This is a genomic window from Thermoactinomyces sp. DSM 45891, from assembly GCF_900119485.1.
Classification (GTDB): domain Bacteria; phylum Bacillota; class Bacilli; order Thermoactinomycetales; family Thermoactinomycetaceae; genus Baia.
In genome coordinates, this window is sequence record NZ_FPJZ01000028.1 from 1 (window position 1) to 18498 (window position 18498).

19 protein-coding genes and 2 pseudogenes are annotated in these 18498 nt (G+C 40.0%); 6 read left to right on the forward strand and 15 right to left on the reverse strand.

Annotated elements, in window-relative coordinates:
* The first annotated feature begins 225 nt into the window (after nucleotides 1–225).
* Both BT147_RS14275 and BT147_RS14280 read left to right on the forward strand, forming a co-directional pair.
* Nucleotides 226–633, forward strand: coding sequence for a hypothetical protein (locus BT147_RS14275; protein ID WP_072336840.1), 408 nt, complete (start codon nucleotides 226–228; stop codon nucleotides 631–633).
* Nucleotides 634–673: 40 nt separating this feature from the next.
* The gene (locus tag BT147_RS14280; RefSeq protein ID WP_072336843.1) at nucleotides 674–2071 is read left to right on the forward strand and encodes a type VII secretion protein EssB/YukC; all 1398 of its coding nucleotides are present in this window, start codon (nucleotides 674–676) and stop codon (nucleotides 2069–2071) included.
* Between the two features lie 125 nt (nucleotides 2072–2196).
* On the opposite strand, the gene BT147_RS14285 is transcribed toward BT147_RS14280, so the two are convergent.
* From BT147_RS14285 to BT147_RS15160, 13 genes and pseudogenes are all read right to left on the reverse strand, one after another.
* Nucleotides 2197–2544, reverse strand: a complete 348-nt coding sequence (locus tag BT147_RS14285; RefSeq protein WP_072336846.1) for a hypothetical protein — start codon at nucleotides 2542–2544, stop codon at nucleotides 2197–2199.
* A gap of 26 nt (nucleotides 2545–2570) precedes the next feature.
* Nucleotides 2571–3122: a hypothetical protein gene (locus tag BT147_RS14290; protein WP_072336849.1), complete on the reverse strand. Its 552-nt coding sequence runs from the start codon at nucleotides 3120–3122 to the stop codon at nucleotides 2571–2573.
* Between the two features lie 1025 nt (nucleotides 3123–4147).
* Nucleotides 4148–4462, reverse strand: a complete 315-nt coding sequence (locus BT147_RS14295; protein ID WP_083426588.1) for a (2Fe-2S) ferredoxin domain-containing protein — start codon at nucleotides 4460–4462, stop codon at nucleotides 4148–4150.
* Complete coding sequence (locus BT147_RS14300) at nucleotides 4462–5286, reverse strand: DUF8832 domain-containing protein (protein WP_072336855.1); 825 nt, start codon at nucleotides 5284–5286, stop codon at nucleotides 4462–4464. The genes BT147_RS14295 and BT147_RS14300 overlap by 1 nt, the downstream gene beginning before the upstream one ends.
* A 29-nt stretch (nucleotides 5287–5315) precedes the next feature.
* A complete protein-coding gene (locus BT147_RS14305; RefSeq protein ID WP_072336857.1) occupies nucleotides 5316–7727 on the reverse strand; it encodes a heavy metal translocating P-type ATPase in 2412 nt (803 codons plus the stop codon).
* Nucleotides 7728–7932: 205 nt separating this feature from the next.
* Nucleotides 7933–8133, reverse strand: coding sequence for a copper ion binding protein (locus BT147_RS14310; protein ID WP_072336860.1), 201 nt, complete (start codon nucleotides 8131–8133; stop codon nucleotides 7933–7935).
* A 16-nt stretch (nucleotides 8134–8149) separates the two neighbouring features.
* A pseudogene (locus BT147_RS14315) lies at nucleotides 8150–8478 on the reverse strand (metal-sensitive transcriptional regulator).
* Between the two features lie 123 nt (nucleotides 8479–8601).
* Nucleotides 8602–9627 (reverse strand): pyridoxal-phosphate dependent enzyme, encoded by a 1026-nt coding sequence (locus tag BT147_RS14320; RefSeq protein ID WP_072336863.1) that lies wholly within the window; start codon nucleotides 9625–9627, stop codon nucleotides 8602–8604.
* Nucleotides 9628–9655: 28 nt separating this feature from the next.
* On the reverse strand, nucleotides 9656–10507 hold the full coding sequence (locus BT147_RS14325) for a DMT family transporter (protein ID WP_072336866.1): 852 nt from the start codon (nucleotides 10505–10507) through the stop codon (nucleotides 9656–9658).
* A 201-nt stretch (nucleotides 10508–10708) separates the two neighbouring features.
* Nucleotides 10709–11644: pseudogene (locus BT147_RS14330) on the reverse strand (hydroxyacid dehydrogenase); the annotation flags it as partial.
* Nucleotides 11637–12791: a pyridoxal-phosphate-dependent aminotransferase family protein gene (locus BT147_RS14335; protein ID WP_072336871.1), complete on the reverse strand. Its 1155-nt coding sequence runs from the start codon at nucleotides 12789–12791 to the stop codon at nucleotides 11637–11639. The gene BT147_RS14335 and the pseudogene BT147_RS14330, both read right to left, overlap by 8 nt.
* A gap of 462 nt (nucleotides 12792–13253) precedes the next feature.
* Complete coding sequence (locus BT147_RS15155; protein WP_083426589.1) at nucleotides 13254–13568, reverse strand: class I SAM-dependent methyltransferase; 315 nt, start codon at nucleotides 13566–13568, stop codon at nucleotides 13254–13256.
* Nucleotides 13568–13813 (reverse strand): class I SAM-dependent methyltransferase, encoded by a 246-nt coding sequence (locus tag BT147_RS15160; protein ID WP_083426590.1) that lies wholly within the window; start codon nucleotides 13811–13813, stop codon nucleotides 13568–13570. Before BT147_RS15160 ends, BT147_RS15155 begins: the two co-directional genes overlap by 1 nt.
* 237 nt (nucleotides 13814–14050) lie before the next feature.
* Between BT147_RS15160 and BT147_RS14350 the strand changes: the two genes are divergently transcribed.
* The 3 genes from BT147_RS14350 to BT147_RS14360 are packed head-to-tail and all read left to right on the forward strand — an operon-like array spanning nucleotide 14051 to nucleotide 16428.
* Nucleotides 14051–14728, forward strand: coding sequence for a response regulator transcription factor (locus tag BT147_RS14350; RefSeq protein ID WP_072336876.1), 678 nt, complete (start codon nucleotides 14051–14053; stop codon nucleotides 14726–14728).
* A gap of 4 nt (nucleotides 14729–14732) precedes the next feature.
* A complete protein-coding gene (locus BT147_RS14355; RefSeq protein ID WP_072336879.1) occupies nucleotides 14733–16127 on the forward strand; it encodes a sensor histidine kinase in 1395 nt (464 codons plus the stop codon).
* A 1-nt stretch (nucleotide 16128) separates the two neighbouring features.
* Entirely contained in the window at nucleotides 16129–16428 is a 300-nt protein-coding gene (locus BT147_RS14360; RefSeq protein ID WP_072336881.1) for a zinc-ribbon domain-containing protein, read from the forward strand.
* Nucleotides 16429–16538: 110 nt separating this feature from the next.
* Here BT147_RS14360 and BT147_RS14365 read toward each other — a convergent pair whose 3' ends face one another.
* A complete protein-coding gene (locus tag BT147_RS14365; protein ID WP_072336884.1) occupies nucleotides 16539–17099 on the reverse strand; it encodes a YdhK family protein in 561 nt (186 codons plus the stop codon).
* An 18-nt stretch (nucleotides 17100–17117) separates the two neighbouring features.
* A complete protein-coding gene (locus BT147_RS14370) occupies nucleotides 17118–17447 on the reverse strand; it encodes a four-helix bundle copper-binding protein (RefSeq protein ID WP_072336887.1) in 330 nt (109 codons plus the stop codon).
* Nucleotides 17448–17718: 271 nt separating this feature from the next.
* Between BT147_RS14370 and BT147_RS14375 the strand changes: the two genes are divergently transcribed.
* On the forward strand, nucleotides 17719–17964 hold the full coding sequence (locus BT147_RS14375; protein WP_072336890.1) for a hypothetical protein: 246 nt from the start codon (nucleotides 17719–17721) through the stop codon (nucleotides 17962–17964).
* Nucleotides 17965–18498: the final 534 nt, after the last annotated feature.

The window sequence follows — 18498 nt, forward strand, 5'->3', positions numbered from 1 at the left end:
ACTGGTGATAAGCCAAAAGAGGACAAGCCAGCTGGTGATAAGTCAGTAAAAGTAAGTAAAGAGGTAAAGAGTAATTGGGTTTTAGCCAGTCAAAAGGCTAATGCAACTAACTGGAAATCGGTTGTTGACCAGGTGAAAAAAGAGCAGCCTGTTCAGAAATAGTGTATAAAGGGGGGAGACGATTCTGCCCCCTTATCCTACTTATCCTGAAGGAGGAATAAGGAAATGCTCGGAAAAAACGAGAAAATTATCATAAAGGCAATAACAGATTGCTCCGCACTCCATGTCCCCTACTTGATCGGGGAGTACTACAATGGTTGGATTGACAAAGACATCTTTTTAAAAGGGTTAGCCAGGGAGTACAAAAACATCGAACGCATAACCATCGGTTTTAGCAATGAAACGCAATCCTTTGTAGAAATTAGATTTAAAAAAGAATTACAACTAGATATACATCACAACTGGGGTGACCCTGACGATTTTCTCTACCACAGAATCGAACTCTACCTTCCCAAAGACTTTTATGCAGAGCTACAAAAGTCAGACATGACATGGAGAGAATCATATTTCACGACTTACGACCTCCCCAGACATGTGAACTACAAGTTTGAATTACCTGATGTGTTTAAATAGAGATGAGTTAGGATTCTGTAGATAAGAGGGAGGTTTTTCAATGAAAAAGATGCTTTTTAATCATGGAACGCTTATTTTTGATCGTGATTCGGTTCAATTCGAGATCCCCTTAAAATCTTTAAAAAGTGAATTGATAGATGGAAGCGAGATAGATGTTGTCAAAAAGGTTTCATCTGAAATAGCTTTTCCTTGTACATATAGCATTACAGACGATATGTTGATAATGCACTTTGATATAGAGGAAGATTTTTTACCGTTTGAAAGTGTTCGAGCTGTATTTAACTTGGGTAGGGACGAGAAGCTGAAGATGGTTGAAGATCTCATCAACCTGGGCGAGTATTTTGAGGATCTGAGTAGCCTAAATACTGTTTTTGATACGCTTAATTTGTTTGGAGATTCGAATGGAAGAGTCAAATTACTATTTCGAGGAGTAAGAGAGGTACTGCCTGCGGAGGGTTATGAGAGTGAATCCGTATTTGATCAGATTAAGAGGTTGGTTCTTTTTCTTTTTACAGAAGCGAGATATGATGTACTGCGAATACAAGGTAATAAATCCGCAATTCAAAAGACAAATAAGGAAGATCGCCAGATTGTTAGAAAGATTATAGAAGCGGAAACGTACCAGGACTTAAAAAACGGCTTAGGAATCAGTCAACTGGTAGCGGATCATGATGAGATTCATGACCACAGTGAGATGGGCCAAGAGCAAGAAGAACAAGTTGTATTGAAGGAAAAACCTATTGTGCAGAAGATCAAAACGGAAAAACCTGTTAAAACAGAAAAACCAATCAAAACAAAGAAACCAAGAAAACAATGGACACTAAAGCCTGTATATTTACTGGGTGCAACCGTGCTAGTAGTTGTAGTTGCTAGTGTTTTATACATGACATCGGGATCTGGATCGGGAGCAAAGTCTCAGAAGGTAGAGGCTTCAGAGAAAACTTCTGCAAATGGACTCTTGAAAGGTATGCGGTTAGCAGCTATGCAGCAGTTTAAAGAAGCTGCCAAGCAATTTGAACAACTCAAGTTCCATGACTTAGACAAGGAAGATCAGAAGGTTGTATTACTCACGTTTCTATTGTCTGGAGAAGAGCAAAAAGCAATAGAGTTAGAACCAAAATTTGTCGAATCAGTTATAAGTTACTACGTCACGAATAACCAACTGGATAAAGTGAAAAATTTAAAATCGGATCTTCCGGTGGTACAATTCGAAATAGCTGTTTTAGACAAGAAGCCTGAGACGGTCATTGAACTGAAATCCAAAGTAAGAATGGATGGCAGAAGAGAAAAAATCGTAGTGGAAGCTTTTCTAACGAAGGGTGACTTTGAAGGTGCATACGACTTCGCACGGACAACAGGAAATAGTGACCTCACCGAATTTATACAGAAGAGAGAAAAAGGCAAAAAAGATACAAGTACAGGGACAAACGTTAGTTAATAGATTCCGGCTGATCCGATCATTAGGCCGGATCTATTTTTTTTACTTCGAAAATAAAAAGCGGTATGCAAGAACAGGGCTACCGGATTGGTGGTCGCCCTAGCTCTTTTTCATGATGGACAACTCTAACAACGGTTGCATTCAGTTATTCTACCATCCATGACCTTCGTACAGATGTCAACGATTAACTTTCCGTGATTAAAAATAATTTGGTTCTTTGTATAAGCATCAATATACTGCCCTAACCCCTTGCTGAGTGTAACCTCTGCTTGTCCATCAGCATGAATGACTCCCGAAAATATGGTTCGTTCCTTGTTGTATACTTTGTACCGCTCAAGTACGGAACTCAGCGATTCTACTAAGTCATACAGCATACTTTCTAAATGAGGATACATATCTTTCGCTATCTGTTCGTTTAGAATGAAAGCCAGACCCTTATTCGTAACATCAAATCGAAATAAAAAGATTTCCAACGCTCTCCACCTCTACACACTCGTTTCTATTCTGGTTGAACAATACCTGATTCCTCAAACATATGGCCCATTGATTCTGCAATCTCTTTCATCATGTGCCGAATAGGAATACTATTGAAAGTCTCTTTTGTAAGTTCAGCTGAAAGTTCAAATCCATCTTCTTGTGGTGTTAGTACGATTTTACCCATATAACCTAATTCGTCATGGGTAAAATGAAAACAGGCTCCTGATGGGTCGTCTTCCTCCACAACGCTTACTCCATCCGGAAGATTTTTATATTTCTTTCGTCTGGAGCGTTTGCTTCTTTTTTGGTTTATGGGGACAGCCTTTAGCTCTTCTAACTCCTCCATGAACCCTTTTTTTCCAATTTGGAGAGCCATCCGATCCAGTTCACTTAGGGATTCGTCTTGTCCTTTGAATTCCATCACTTCTAAAACTTCCTTGCATAAGGCCAGCAAGGCTTCTCGTAGTTCTTCATTAGGATCATCTGCATATTCTGCTTTCATAGCCATTTGAGTTTCTGCCGCTTTAACTAAAAAGATATCTGTCATATGCATGATTCGATCGGGTATACGCATGTTGGTTCCTCGCTCTCTTGTCTAATGCTCTTATCGTAGCATAGGTTGGTTTAACTTTTTGCGAACAATTAAGGTCTAGAAAGATCAACCCCCTAGCCCCCAATCATGGGGGGACTATCGCTCGCCACTGGGCACCCCTTCCCATTAGGGGGAAGGATGAGCAATAGCTTTGGGGCTGGTAAGACTTTGGAAAGGGTCTGCGCCAAGAACAACACTTGGCTTGATCTACGAGGCTACAGGAAAGAGATTTGCGCAAGAACACCGCAAACTCTTCCCCTCCGCCCCCTTCTCCAAAGATGTTAGCTATCTTTTTAAATCCTGCAAGAATTTCTCATTTTCCCTTTTGTGATTCTCAAACATTTTATCTACTCTAGCATCAAGTATTTTGTTTACTTCTGTAGCAACCATTCAGTCAGTTGGCAAGTGATCATTCGCTCCTACATCTGCGTAGTGAAGAGCTCGTATGATGGCGTATCTCTCATGTGGAGTTATCGGCTGTCCATTAAATAAATAATTACCGTCCAAACTTTGTAGGGGTAGAGGGAGCGAAGACTGATTTTACCGCCACTTCGGGAATAAATGGAAAAATGACTTGAGTTCCTGATCGGGGTAGAACCAGCAACTGAACGACGAGGGGCAATTCTGGTGAGTGTAACAGAAAGGTTCATTATTGGTATGGTGTTTCGCGGGTTGTAATGAATTGCTCTGATCGGCTTAATCGTTGTAACAAAAATCTGTATCAATATGATTTTGTTACTTAAATGCATGAATGGCCTTTTTGATACGAAAATCACTCACTAGAAAATGCACTATATCGTTCAGATGCTGGTTCCACGCCTGATCGGTTCTCAAGTCATTTTTCCATTTATTTATGATTCCAGATTTTCTAATGAACGATGTATCGTATAACTATTTCAACACCATAGACAAGTAGTGAATAAGAAATATAATATTATGACTTATTATTCGAATACTACTCCGATTGCGCCAATACCTCCAGTCGCAAGTTCTGAAGGAAGCTTCTCTCACTGCTTTATTTCTTCTAAAGTGTAAATAAGATACTCTTTTAAAATATAACCTTTTTGAATGGCTTGGATCAGGTTTGTGGCCAACTCGGGTTGTACTGATCCGTACCAATTTCCTTGAGGGTACTTAATCACAATGGGACCCTGTTGGCACTGTCCATTGCATTTCGTGAGTGTAGTATGGATTTGTTCGATAAGTCCCTGTCTACCAATCTCTTGACGAATGGTGGAAGCCACTTCGCTTCCACCATTTCGTAAGCAAGTCTTCCCATTACAGATAAGTAAGTGTGTACGTACTTGTGTCAGATCAACCATTAGGATACCTTCACCACAAAGGGAACGGTAAATACTTTCCCATTTTGTTGAAACTGACCCCAGATTTTATAGATTCCCTTCTCTGGGAACGTAGTGTGAAATTTTGCATCCGGACCTTTGGTTGCTTCATCCATCGGGTGAACATGTAGGTATTTCTCTGTATCTTCACTGATAATTACGACATGACCAACAGCTCCTAGATATGGTTCTAGATCTGTAATTGGCTTTTTAGATTTAGCATCTTTGAATTGAAAATTGAGCATAACTTCCTCATTTACTTTCACTTGTTTATCGAAAGATAGAGTTATCTCTTTGCCATCTATTACTTTGGTGAGATTGGAGTCAGGTAGCAAAGATTGTTTCGCTCGTTTCTCTCCTTGGACTTCGACCCAATGAGTTTGAACGATTTGGTTTCCATTTTCGGGAATGAAATCAGCAATTAACTTATATTTCCCTGCGGAAGCGAATGGGACCATTACTTCAAATCGTCCTTGTCCCTTGAATTCGGGATGAATATGTTCAAAAGTAGCTAAATCTTCACTCACCACAATGAGATGCATTTTCTTTTCATGATTCATTTTAAAATCTTGGACGGGCTTTCCACTATGATCATTAACTTGAATCGTTAGCATTCCCTCTTGATTGGCCACAGGAGATTGGTTAAAAGACCACTCTAGATGAACCTGTTCCTCGACTTTTACTTGATCTTGATTTGCTTGATGATTTGCATGTTCATTGGTTCCCTTCGTTTCATTCGTATTACACCCCGATAGAATCAAAACGCCACTCAAAACGATCATACCTAACATGGTTTTCGTTTTCATTCAAATCACCTCGTATCTATTTTGATAAGCTAGATTTTTACTCGTTGAAGACGTAGTGCATTTAATACAACGGAAACAGAGCTAAAAGCCATCGCCGCCCCCGCTAACCACGGCGCGAGGAATCCTAATGCAGCAACAGGAATTCCAATCACGTTATAGGCAAGTGCCCAAAATAAGTTTTGCTTTATATTTCTCATAGTCTTTCTGCTCAAAAGGATAGCGTCTGTAATTCGGTTTAAATCACCTTGGATCAAAGTCACATCTGCCGCCTCCATCGCTACATCGGTTCCAGTTCCAATCGCCATCCCGATGTCAGCAGTGGCAAGAGCCGGAGCATCATTGATTCCATCGCCTACCATCGCTACTTTCTTGCCTTCCATCTGTAATTTTTGAATTTCTTCTGCTTTGCCTTCGGGCAAGATCTCTGCCAAGACTTGGTGGACTCCTACTTCATAACCAATCGCGTGAGCGGTACGCTCATTGTCTCCTGTAATCATGATGACTTTGAGTCCTAGTTCTTTCAGACGAAGAATCGCTTCTTTAGATGTTTCTTTTACAGTATCTGCAACAGCTAAAAGCCCTGCAAATTGACCATCAACCGCCACTAACATGGCTGTTTTTCCAGATATCTCTAGCTCGGACATGGAGTCTTTTATCCATTCTATGTTGACTTGGTGTTGAGTCATGAGCTTTCTTGTTCCGATTAGGATGCGTCTACCCTGTACATTGGAACGAACACCATAACCCGGTATTGCTTCAAACTCATCGACTTCTGGAAGTGTGATGCCCTTGTTTTGAATTCCCTCCACAATCGCTTCTGCTAAGGGATGCTCTGAGCTTTTTTCAGTCGACCCGACCAACTCGAAAAATAATGTTTCATTCATGCCATCTGCCAATAGAACATCGGTTAATTGTGGCTTTCCTTGCGTAATCGTTCCTGTTTTATCTAAAACAATCGTATCGATCTGCTGGGTTGATTCGAGATGTTCGCCACCTTTAAACAATATGCCAAGTTCAGCCGCACGCCCCGAACCTGCCATAATGGAAGTCGGAGTTGCGAGTCCAAGTGCACAAGGGCAAGCAATGACGAGAACTGCAATGGCTTTTTCGAGTGCATGGGCAAACTGACCCGTCTCGATCACGAAGAACCAGATAAAAAAAGTAATGATCGCAATACCTACTACAATCGGAACAAACACACCGGAGATACGATCGGCAATTCGTTGAATAGGGGCTTTAGAACCTTGTGCTTCCTCCACCACTTTAATAATTTGAGCGAGAGCTGTCTCTTTTCCAATTCGAGTCGCCTTGATGATGAGTCGTCCATTTTTATTTAAAGTAGCTCCAATGACGGGATCTCCTACTCGTTTTTCAATCGGGATGCTTTCTCCTGTTAACATGGACTCATCCAAGGCAGAACTACCTTCCGCAACTTCTCCATCCACAGGAATTTTTTCACCTGGTTTCACTAGGAGGTAGTCTCCGATCTTCACTTGTTCAATTGGGATCGATTCTTCCTGTCCATCTCGAATGACAAGTGCTGATTTGGCTTGAAGCCCCATGAGCTTTTGGATGGCTTCTGAAGAACGTCCTTTGGCACGAGCTTCAAGTAACTTCCCAAGGATTATCAGGGTAATGAGAATTGCACTTGTTTCATAGTAAAGTTCCATGGAATGTCCCTCTTGGCGGTTTAAAGAGGGAATCGTTACATAAAGGCTGTAAAAGTAGGCAGCTGAAGTACCTAAAGCAACCAGTACATCCATGTTGGCACTTTTGTTGCGAAGTGCTTTATAAGCACCCACATAGAAATGTCCGCCTATGATGAATTGGACAGGAGTCGCTAATGCCAGTTGGAACCATGGATTCATAAAAAGATCAGGAAGCCAAATCCACGAAGTAAAGGAGAAATGACTCACCATCGCCCATAAAAGTGGGAGAGTAAGAACTACTGAGAGTATCAACTTTCGTTGTTGTTTCTGAATTTCATTTTGTCTAGAATCGGAGTGATCTAATTGATCTTGTTTCATTAGAGCCTGATAGCCAAGTTGCTCTACTTTTTGAATCATATCTGTCGGAGTTACTTGACCAGTAGTGTACTCTACTTTGGCTGTTTCAAGAGTAAAGTTAACTGTCGCTTGGATAACCCCTGGTAAACGACTTAACCCTTTTTCAATTCGATTTGCACATGCTACACATGTCATTCCAACTAGTTGGAACTCGACTGTCTCTTTAACGATTTGATATCCTAATGATTCAACTATTTCTTCAAGCTCCTGAATATTCGTTTGAACCGGATCATAAGAAACGGTTACTTGCTCTGAGATAAAGTTAACGTTCGCTTCGACAACTCCATCAATTTTGCTTAATCCCTTTTCAATCCGGTTGGCACAAGCGGCGCATGTCATACCACGAATCTGTAAAACAACTTGTTTTGTAGACATAGGGATGTTCCCTTCTAAGAAAGGATGAATATATATTAGGGTACCCATGGTGCTAGTTAATATTTGTAATCGTTATATCTATTGGGTTTTACAAAAATAACCAGAAAAAATGTAGGTCGGAAAAGCTTGATTTTACTGGGGTTAGGTTTAACTAGCACCATGGGTATAGGGTAATAAAGAAAAAAATTTTGCACCTGATTTTGGATTACATGACATCATATCCTTGATCTTCAATGATTTGTTGAATCTGCTCTAGATTCACCTGAGTTTCATCGTATTCTACGGATACAGTTTTGCCCGCAACATCCACTTTGACTTGAACACTGATCTTCTTTAATGCCTCTTCGATAGATCTAACACAGTGATTGCAGGACATTCCATTTACCTTTAATACTTCCTTTTTCATTAGAGGAATGCTCCTATTATTTCATCATCTTTTTTATCGTGATCATCATCTCATCAATCACTTCCGTATCTCCCTCTTGCAGACGCTCGACTACACAACTTTTCATATGAGCTTCCAGAAGAATTCTTCCTACACTGTTTAATGCGGACTGAATCGCTGAAATTTGATTCAGCACATCATCACAGTAAGTATCTTTTCAATTAGGTTTTTTACCCCACGAACTTGACCCTCAATTCGATTGAGTCGGGTCACTAAGTTATACTTAGTTTGATCTGAATGGTGACTTTTCCGATGACTTGAGCAACAGGTTTCAATGGATTCACCTTGATTGAAAGTATCTTCCATAATTTTCATCTCCTCTATTCGAATAGAGGATCAGATCCTGCTCAAAAACACAGATTATAGATCAAATAACAGAATTCATTGACGTTTTATTCTAGAAGTGTCAGATATAAAATCTGTATGACCTTAACTCCAACTCTTTGAAAGATGGAGTTCGTAAGGGATATCAAACTTTTTGTTATCAATCGCATCCTTTAACTCACGTCTATCCAGCAAAGAGATCCCTTTCAAATCAAGCCATTCGTCATCATAAATCTGATCTAAGTAGTTAATACCCGTATCTGGAATGATCGCTAATGCCGACTTGGCGTTGCTGTGATTTAGGAAAGATAGGGCAGAGACAACCACTAATCCGCCAGATCCCCCAACCATTATGCCATGTTCCTTGGCTAATATACGACAAGTGGAGATGGCCTCTTGATCACTGGCAATACAGATCTGATCGATCACGGATAAGTCCGTATTTTCGGTTCTCCAGCTAAGTCCGACTCCATTAATCAAGTACGGATTGAAGGGATGACCAAAAATTGCTGAGCCTTTCACATCGCAAGCAATGACTTTGATCTCCGGCTTCTTTTCTTTGATGAATCGACCCATCCCACAAAGATGTCCTCCTGTGCTAACTGCTCCCACAACTGCATCAATTGGTAAATCGACTATTTCTTTTGCTGTTGTTTCAAAATGGATAGATGGATTGTTTGGGTTATCATATTGGTCCGTCCAGTACGTATCTGGATATTGACTCATAAGCTCTTTGACTCGTTTGTATCGTGTTTTTTGATATCCACCATCCTCATCCAACTCAGTGACCATCTCAATTTCAGCGCCGTATGCCTTATACCATTTCAAAAGACTCGGGCTAACTTTGGGATCGACTAGAATCAGAACCCGAAATTTATATACTGCACCCAGCATGGCCAAGGACTTCCCGAAATTCCCAGATGTAGACTCGATAGCCATTCCTCCAGGTTTTAACTCGCCTCGATCCATCGCTTTCTTCACTAGCCCAAAAGCGGTACGATCTTTTACACTAAAATTAGGATTAAAATAGTCTAGTTTCAAAAACAACTTCTTTCCAACAGGAACCAGGTTGTCTTCTAATGCGACAACGGGTGTATTGCCAATACAATCAGTAATGCTATCCAAAATCATTTCGATCACCTCTTGATCCATATGTTTGTTACAGACGAGTCAAAATGAGACCAACGAAGAGCAAGGTAAGTGAGATCATCTGTAGTAAAGAAAGTCGTTCACGATAAATCCAGATTGACAATAACGCCACCACTAGGCTGTTCGTTGAAAAGATCGGAGCAACAATACTCGCTGGTCCCTTGGCTACTGCCACCGCATAGATTTGCATACCAGCAAAAGAAAGAATTCCAGAGCCAAATCCCCAGCGGATGCCCGTTTGTTTTACTAAGGAGGACAAATCTTTATTTTTTCGGCGAAAGAGCTCAATGGAGAACCAAATCAAACCGAATAGGTAGCCGATTAATAAGATCATAGAATTGGGTAAATGCATTTCTTCGGTGACTTTTAATCCTCCATTGCGAAGGAAGAAGAGAAACATCGCGATAAAAACTAACCCATACCATTTCAAGTTACGAATACGCAAGTTTTCATCTGGATCAATAGGCAGAATCATCACAGCAATTACCAGTAATGAAACACCCATCCATTCGGTTAGGGAGAGCGATTCACCAAAAAAGAGCATCGAGAGTCCAATCGTCAAGATCACATTCCCATTGACAACCGGAGAAGTTAGACTAGCCGGACCATGATCTAACGCATACATAAACAAAAGATTGCCAGCTGACGTTCCCAACCCGATAATCAGCCCAGCCACAAGAACGGGGAGATTGAGGACCCAACTATCGGTATAAAGGACCCAAGCAAAAAAGCAGATCGAGCCTGTCAGATACAGACCCCAAAGCAAATGCACAATGGAGCCTCGTTTAGCGGAGCTTACTTTCATCATGAAACCGCCTAGTCCAAAAGTAAGCGAACTAAGTATTGCGAGCATGTACCACATGAATGTTACCTCTTCCAGCGTCTAAGCTTCACAAGATAAATTACCTTCCGTATACTGATGCAATTGATTGGCTTTTCCCTCGACTGTTCTTTAGATTTTTTTAGCTTACAGGCGGAGGAACTTAAACGTAAGTACGATTTCGAGTTACATTTAAGTAAAAGACAGGTTTGGCTGTAAATCTATCTCTTCTTTCAGATGAATTACAGCATTCTGGAACGGTTGACCACGTAAGATGTGCAGCACTTCTTGAGATACATCGAGGGCTACATTTTCCTGTGCTTCTACAGTAGATGCTCCCAAGTGTGGCGTAACTATCACTTGTGGTAAAGAAAAGAGTAGATGTTTACCTGGGGGCTCTATTTCAAACACATCTAAGGCGGCACCAGCTACTCTTCCAGATTGAATGGCATGGTATAATGCCTCTTCATCGATAATCCCTCCACGAGCACAGTTGAGAATGCGTACGCCTTCTTTCATCATTAAAATAGTGTCTCCATTGATTAAAGAATAGGTGTCTTTCGTTAGCGGTGCATGGATACTGATGTAATCCCCCAACGAAATAGCTTCTTTAAAAGAGGTTTTCTTTACTTCTAGTTCTTCTGCAAGCTTCTCGGTAAGATAAGGATCATAGGCTACTACTTGCATGTGAAACGCTTTTGCTCGCTTAGCAAGCTCTGTACCCACCCGTCCTAATCCAATAATGCTAAGTGTTTTTTTGTTTAACTCTACCCCGACAAAATTTTTACGCTTCCATTCCCCCTGAACAGTGGAAATGTGGGCTTGTGGAATATGGCGGGATAGTGCTATCATCATCGCAAACGTGTGTTCAGCAGTGGATATCGTGTTCCCGTTTGGTGCATTGACAACAATAATTCCTTTTTTTGTAGCGGCAGAAATGTCGATGTTATCGACACCTACTCCGGCTCGAGCAATGACTTTTAAGTGATGTGCGTTTTCAATGACTTCTGCAGTGACTTTTGTTTGGCTACGAACCAAAAGAGCATCTACTGACTGAATTTCGATCAGAAGTTCTTCTTTAGACAATCCTACTTTTCGAATGACTTCTACATCTTTCGCTTGTAACAGTTTTTCTAAACCTTGATCACTAAGGGGATCAGTAACTAGTATTTTATACATGATCTCTCCATACCTCCTGTGCAGCTCTAACCCCAGCACCTAAATCAATCGGAACATTCATTTTAGTTAGAGCCATTTCTAAAGCAGAAAGAACTGTAATGATATCGAAAGCATCACAATAGCCCATATGACCGATGCGGAAAATTTCTCCTTTTAAATGTTGCTGTCCACCCGCTACCACCATGCCAAGTTGACGAAGGATATGACGCAAATCATCTGATCTCCAACCTTCACCACCGTAGATAGAAGTAACCGTAGGGGAAGCATCCTGTTCAGATGTCATCAGTTTCAATCCTAAGGCAGATACCCCAGCACGGGTCATTTTTTTTAAAAGATGATGGCGTTCAATGACATGGTTAAATCCTTCTTCATCTAACATATTGAGTGCTTCTTTGAGACCAAGTAACAAAGAAATAGCAGGTGTATAGGGAGTGGAATCTTTCTCTAAACTACTTCGATAAGCTAATAGGTCTAGATAGAAACTTCGAACTGAATTTTGTTTCATCTTATTCCAAGCACGCTCACTTACAGCCATGAAAGCCAGACCTGGAGGTAACATCATTGCTTTTTGAGAACCGGTTATCAGAATATCGATATTCCAATTATCCATCTGGCTTAAAACTGCACCAAGACAGCTAACTCCATCTACCACAACCAGTGCATCTGAGTAGCGATGTACGACTTGAATTAGTTCAGTAATCGGGTTCAACACTCCAGTAGATGTTTCGCAGTAAGTGAAAAAAACAACCTGTACATTGGGATATGATTGGATAAAATGCTTCAATGTATCTGGATCACAAGCGTTTCCCCAAGGGATATTTAAACGGTGTAAGCGAAATCCATAACGCTCTACAACTTTAGCAAATCTCTCCCCAAAAGCTCCTGTAACAACAACAATGGCTTCTTCTCTTGGAGCTAACAGATTCACCACAGCGGCTTCTAGGGCAGATGTACCACTACTGGTAAGAAGGAGAGGTTGTTGCTGAGTGCCAAACACTCTTTTCAAACGATCACTACATTCACGAATCAGAGTCGATGCTTCACTACTACGGTGTCCGATCATCGGGTGTGTCATCGCTTGTTGTATCCTTGGTGGAATAGGAGTCGGGCCAGGAATACGTAGATGAAATTTTTCATTAAAAGGCATCATGGACTCCCCTTTAAGTTTGTAGAAATAAGAATATTAGTGACTTTGTAAACAATCATGATCCTGTAAGGAATCAAACGAACAGCTTGCATTCCTCCCTTTGATTGATTTTTGTTTCTGACTCTACCATAATTAAAATGTATGAAGAAAGTGGGTAGATTGTTTGAAGAATTGATGGGGGATTTTTCATTTTTAAAAAGAAAAAGTCAATCTTGGATAGATTGATAGATTGACCCTCTTTTAAATTTTTTCCAATTCGCTCCGTGATTGGAACTGATGTAGATATGCTTTTTCATAGTAAGAATGGCCACTTGATCTGGATTCTGAGGATTTTGAGTGATCGACTCCATTTGATATGGATTAGGAATAGGTATTTCCTTCCTTTCTTTTGAATGAATATTCATTCGATACAACATAGATCTGTCTTGATAAGCGCCGAACTAAATGAATGGGTTTTTAGGATCAAAGTGAATCACTGTTACTGCTTGATTCTCTATCACCGGCTAAATTGATTGGAATAAAAGAGATATCGACTTGCGAAAATAGTGTTCCTAGTTGGGCTTTTAATTGGAATGAGTATTGGAAAGTGATAAATAAACCTCCAGGATTGAGTGTAGATAATACACCAGTTAAAATTTGATCTCGTAATTGTTGGGGGAAATTAGCAAACTGTAGACCTGAAACAATGACATCTACCCCATCGATAGCGAGATTTTGCATGATTTGCGGTAAATCAGTAGCATTATGGAAAAATTTTAAACCAGCGTAGTGTGACATTAGACTTCTCTTAATTCCATATCTTGTTCAAAAACAATCATTTGACAAGTAGAAGGCTTGCTTCTAGCCATATGTTCTGTAAATACCCCTGTGCCTGCTCCGAGTTCAACAATCGTTTTCATTTGTTCCCATGGAACATTTTTCAGCATTTCTTGCGCTAAGAATTGAGAGCTAGGAATGATACTCCCTACCTTACGTGGTGAGCGCAAGAAAGAGTAAAAAACGTAATCGATTGGCAATAGCACTTATGTTGCTCGCTCTCATATCTGCACCTTTCATCGATTTCTATTGTTAAGATTTGCTACGACCTTATATTTCCCTTTCATTTGAACTATGTTATTACAAAATAATATTATAAGATACACCATAAATGTGAAGGAATGATGTGGAACGGAAAGGAGTTTTTCTTCACAAGTTATCCATAGTTGTCATTTATACTCTCAATGAGACTCAGTTAAATGAAAAGAAAGAGGAGTAGGAAGATGAAGCCATCCATTTTGATCGTAGATGATGAAGAAACGATGCTCGATTTATTAACTATGATTTTGGAACAAGATTTCTCCATTACTACAGAAAACGATGGGGCAAAGGCACTTCAATTGTTGCACCAGCAAACGTTTGATCTTTGTTTATTGGACATTATGATGCCTTGGACAGATGGACTGGATTTACTAAAACAATTAAGGAGTCTGGGAAACGGAGTGCCCGTCATTTTTATTAGCGCTCGTGGAGAACTAGAGGATCGGGTAGAGGGATTGGAGCTTGGAGCCGACGATTACATCACAAAACCCTTTGAACCAACCGAAGTGATAGCCCGTGTCAAATCTGTTCTTCGTCGAACAGGAAAGGAGCTAGATCAACAGGAAATTAAGCAATCGGGAATTCATATTCATCTTTTAGCGCGCGAGGCACGGATTAATGGGGAGAAATTAAAACTCACTCCAATTGAATTTGAACTCTTAGCCACGTTGATTCAGCATCCCAAGCAAGCCTTTTCCAGAGAACAGCTTCTAGAACGAATATGGGATTATTCTTATATGGGGGAGGCTCGAACAGTGGATACGCATATCAAAAATCTTCGGTTAAAACTCCGAAAAGCAGGTTTTCAAGAAGAAGGAATCCAAACCATTTGGGGATTTGGCTATAAATGGGGTGTTTGATACAGTGCATCGAATTACAACCAAGTGGTTGCTAGCCATTTTAGGAATCATGATCTTAGGGCTCACTTTGTTGGGCACGGTCAGTTACTGGGTCATTACGAACCATTATCAATCCTATGCAGAAATAACATTGGGTAACCAAGCTTCCTCCTTTGCTGAAATTTTAAAGGTAGACTTTGATCCCAAAACTCTTAAACATGTCGCTGCAATGGAAACCAAGTCGTCTTCGACTGTCTTTGTTTTTTCACCGGAAGGGGATCTCTTCATTTCTTCAAAATCCACTAAACCTCAGTTGTTAGAGGTTGTTCAAAACTGGGTTCGTCAAGATCTAAACCAAAAAAGTATCCAAAAGAAAGTAGCTCTCGATGGAATCCAGATTATTTTAGCGAAAAGTCCGATTGAACGAGGAAAAAACCGATTGGGAACTGTCGTGGTTGGGACAGAACTGACTTGGCTGGAAAACGCCTTACAATCCCTTCAGGCAATGTTGATATTAGCTGGATTAGGAGCATTGTTGGTAGCAAGCGGTCTGGGCTTACTTTTATCCAGATCCGTGGTTAGACCCATCTTAGATGTAGTAAAAACCATTGGACAATTAGCCAAAGGAAATTATCAAGTTCGAATTCTGGTGGAAGGAAAAGATGAACTAGCATTACTGAATCAACAGGTCAATCAACTGGCTGAAAGTTTATCTTATTATCAGTCTTCCCGCCGAGAATTTCTTTCTCATGTGGCACATGAGTTACGTACGCCCATTACTTATCTAAAAGGATATGCCACCCTTCTCCAAAACCCAGAAATTGAGCTGAATCGTGCACAAAAATTAACTTCAATTATCCGAGAACAATCGGATCGACTCGATCGATTAGTTAATGACTTAATGACCTTAAGCCGGGTGGATGAAGGACAGCTTGAACTGAAAAAAGAACAGGTGGAACTAGGTGAACTGCTACAAAAAATATGTGATGAAATGAGAATACAAGCCGGAGAATGGGGAGTAAAACTTGTTCTGAATATCCATCAACCCCCTCTCTATTTATCCCTTGATCCACAACGTTTTTACCAAATCATGATGAACTTAATCGACAATGCTGTTCGTTATTCCCATGGAAAGGGAACGGTGACGATTAGCGTACAAAAGAAATCAAATGAAATGATGATTCAGGTTAGAGACGAGGGGATCGGAATGTCGGAGAAAGAGTTAAACCGGGTTTGGGAGCGGTTTTACCGGGTGGAAAAATCTAGATCTCGGCATACAGGAGGAAGTGGATTAGGTTTATCCATCGTCAAACATTTAGTTGGTTTGCAAGGCGGAAGAATTGATGTAAAGAGTATCCCAAACAGGGGAACGACTTTTCTTTTGTATTTTCCCCATCATCAGAGAGCGAGGAGTGAATAACATGCGAAAAGGTTGGGATATTCGTATCGCCATTTTGTTGCTTCTATTGGGAGGCATTTGTTTATTTGCTTCCACCACTTTTCCCTTTTCAAGTGGCAACGGATGGTTTCAACAGATTCATTTGATTGAGATTGCAATGATGATTTTATTATCTATCTTCTTTTGGTTCTATTTTTGGAGTAACCGTGTTGGAAAACGTAAAATCCCTTGTCCTACTTGTCGATATCATCTTGTAAAGGACTGGCGATTCTGTCCTCAATGTGGATCTCAAATTCAAATTCCAGAGCAATGTGAAAGGTAGACTAGTTTAGCTTGCGTTATTCAATAGATGGATTTGTTTTATTCTCTCTACTGTTATTACTGTTGTGGTTAATCAGAGTCTTTACGTTTTCCATGAAGTTACTATAGGTTTTATTTTGCTGAGAGTTCACTTTCAGTTACCCATTTGTGATTTTTCACGCGTTCTCCTCCAGTGGTAGGCGTGAAGTCAATCATATATACAGTAGTCTTTTCACCTGATTCAATTATTGCAGTTGCTCCTTTCATCCCCTTTTTGTGATCTGCCTCTAGAATTACTTCTATTCCTGGTTTTAAAGGTTTGTTTCCAGCATTTTTGATCTCCTCTTGAATGACCCATTTATGATGCTTTTCTTGTTGTCCTCCAGTAGTGGGTGTATATGTAACGACATAGACAATCGTATTATATGCACCTACAATCGTTGCAGTTGCCCCTTTCATTCCTTTCATATGATCGGCATTGATGATAACTTGACTTCCGACTTTGTAAGTGGGATTCTCTGCTTTTTTTAATCCTTTTGGCACTTTATCAGAGCTGGAATGATCCATCTCTGTTAATTTAGTTTCAGTTCTTTTATCGGGTGATGTGTTATTATTTGTGGCGTTTCCGCATCCACTTAAACCACTAAAACTAACAATAGTAACAAGGGTAAGGCAACACAGAAATTTCTTCATCAAGACCACCTCACTTGATTAAGCTGTCATCTGACGACATATCCTTGCACACTCTAAGCAGACCTTTGCACAGTCTTGACAATGAACATCTGAATGCTTCTGACATTCCTGTCCACAAGCTTCACAAATCTCAGCACATAGCTGACATACCTGATTGATAAAAGAACTGTTACGTGACATTGCTTGAGCAGCAAGAGCGCAAATATCGGCGCATTCCCGATCCAGCCGAACACACCTTTCCATCATCTCTGTATGCTCTTCCTGTAAACAAGCATCATAACAATGATTACATACCTGCATACACTTTAAACAAGCATCAATACACGATTGATATAGTTCATGTGACATATTTATCATCTTCCTTTCCATTATTCTCTATCATTCTGTACTATTTTTAGATTGATTATGCATCTTATTGTAATTAGGTATTATGTCACCTTCGTTTTCTCTACTATGATAAGTAGATATCGTAAAACTAAAAAAGAGAGATTATCTCATATAATTTTTTATTCATGAACGAAATGGATTACTAATTATCTCGATATGTAATCACGATAAATGGGCTAATTGCATACTCTACATCATGATGATATGTAAGAGACCAAAGGGGAAATATTATATGCCGGTATCAGTGATTATGAATCAAATAATTGTAAATAAGGTTGATGCAAACGGTGCTGTTGCTACAGGACAAAATGATTTGTCTGAATGGAGTGTACAAGGAAAGTCAAATATTCCAAATGGGATTCAAACAGGGATTTTTCTTTCGACTCAACCTATGAACTTCCAAATTGATAATGATTTAATTGATACAGTCATTACACAACCTGAAATAGGTAATCCAGAACCTCGTGTTCAAATTTAGGGAATCCCCGTGTTTTCTGTAGTTTAAATACATGGTTATTTTATAGGGTCATATCAGAGTTCGTAGCCTTGCAAAACCATTGAAAATCTTCGTATTCCCCTTGCTCCAACCTCAACAAAAACTGCTTTACTTCTGGCTTGGAACTCAAGCGGTCCAGCAATTCTTCCGTGAAACTTTTAGCTATAACGGAGCAAATCCTTGATATGCCCTAGTTAAACTACTCATACATAATACATCGGCCCCTCTCAAACACCCCTTACCATTGTCCCTAAAATCGCTCTCAGGCGTAAATAAAAGACCCTTTAGAAATATAAAAAACTTATATAGGTTATTGACTAGAGCAAATCGCCTTTTTATTCATAAAGGTAATGTATATTTAATTTGAGGTTAGAAAGGATCTGTTTTTATTGTCAAAACACAAAATCCGAATCAAACAGCATACAGGTTGTTCTTACTGTAATTCTTCATGGGAAGATCCGATGACTTCAATGCCTGCTCCTATGAATCCTATAACTCCTAATCCTATAACTCCTA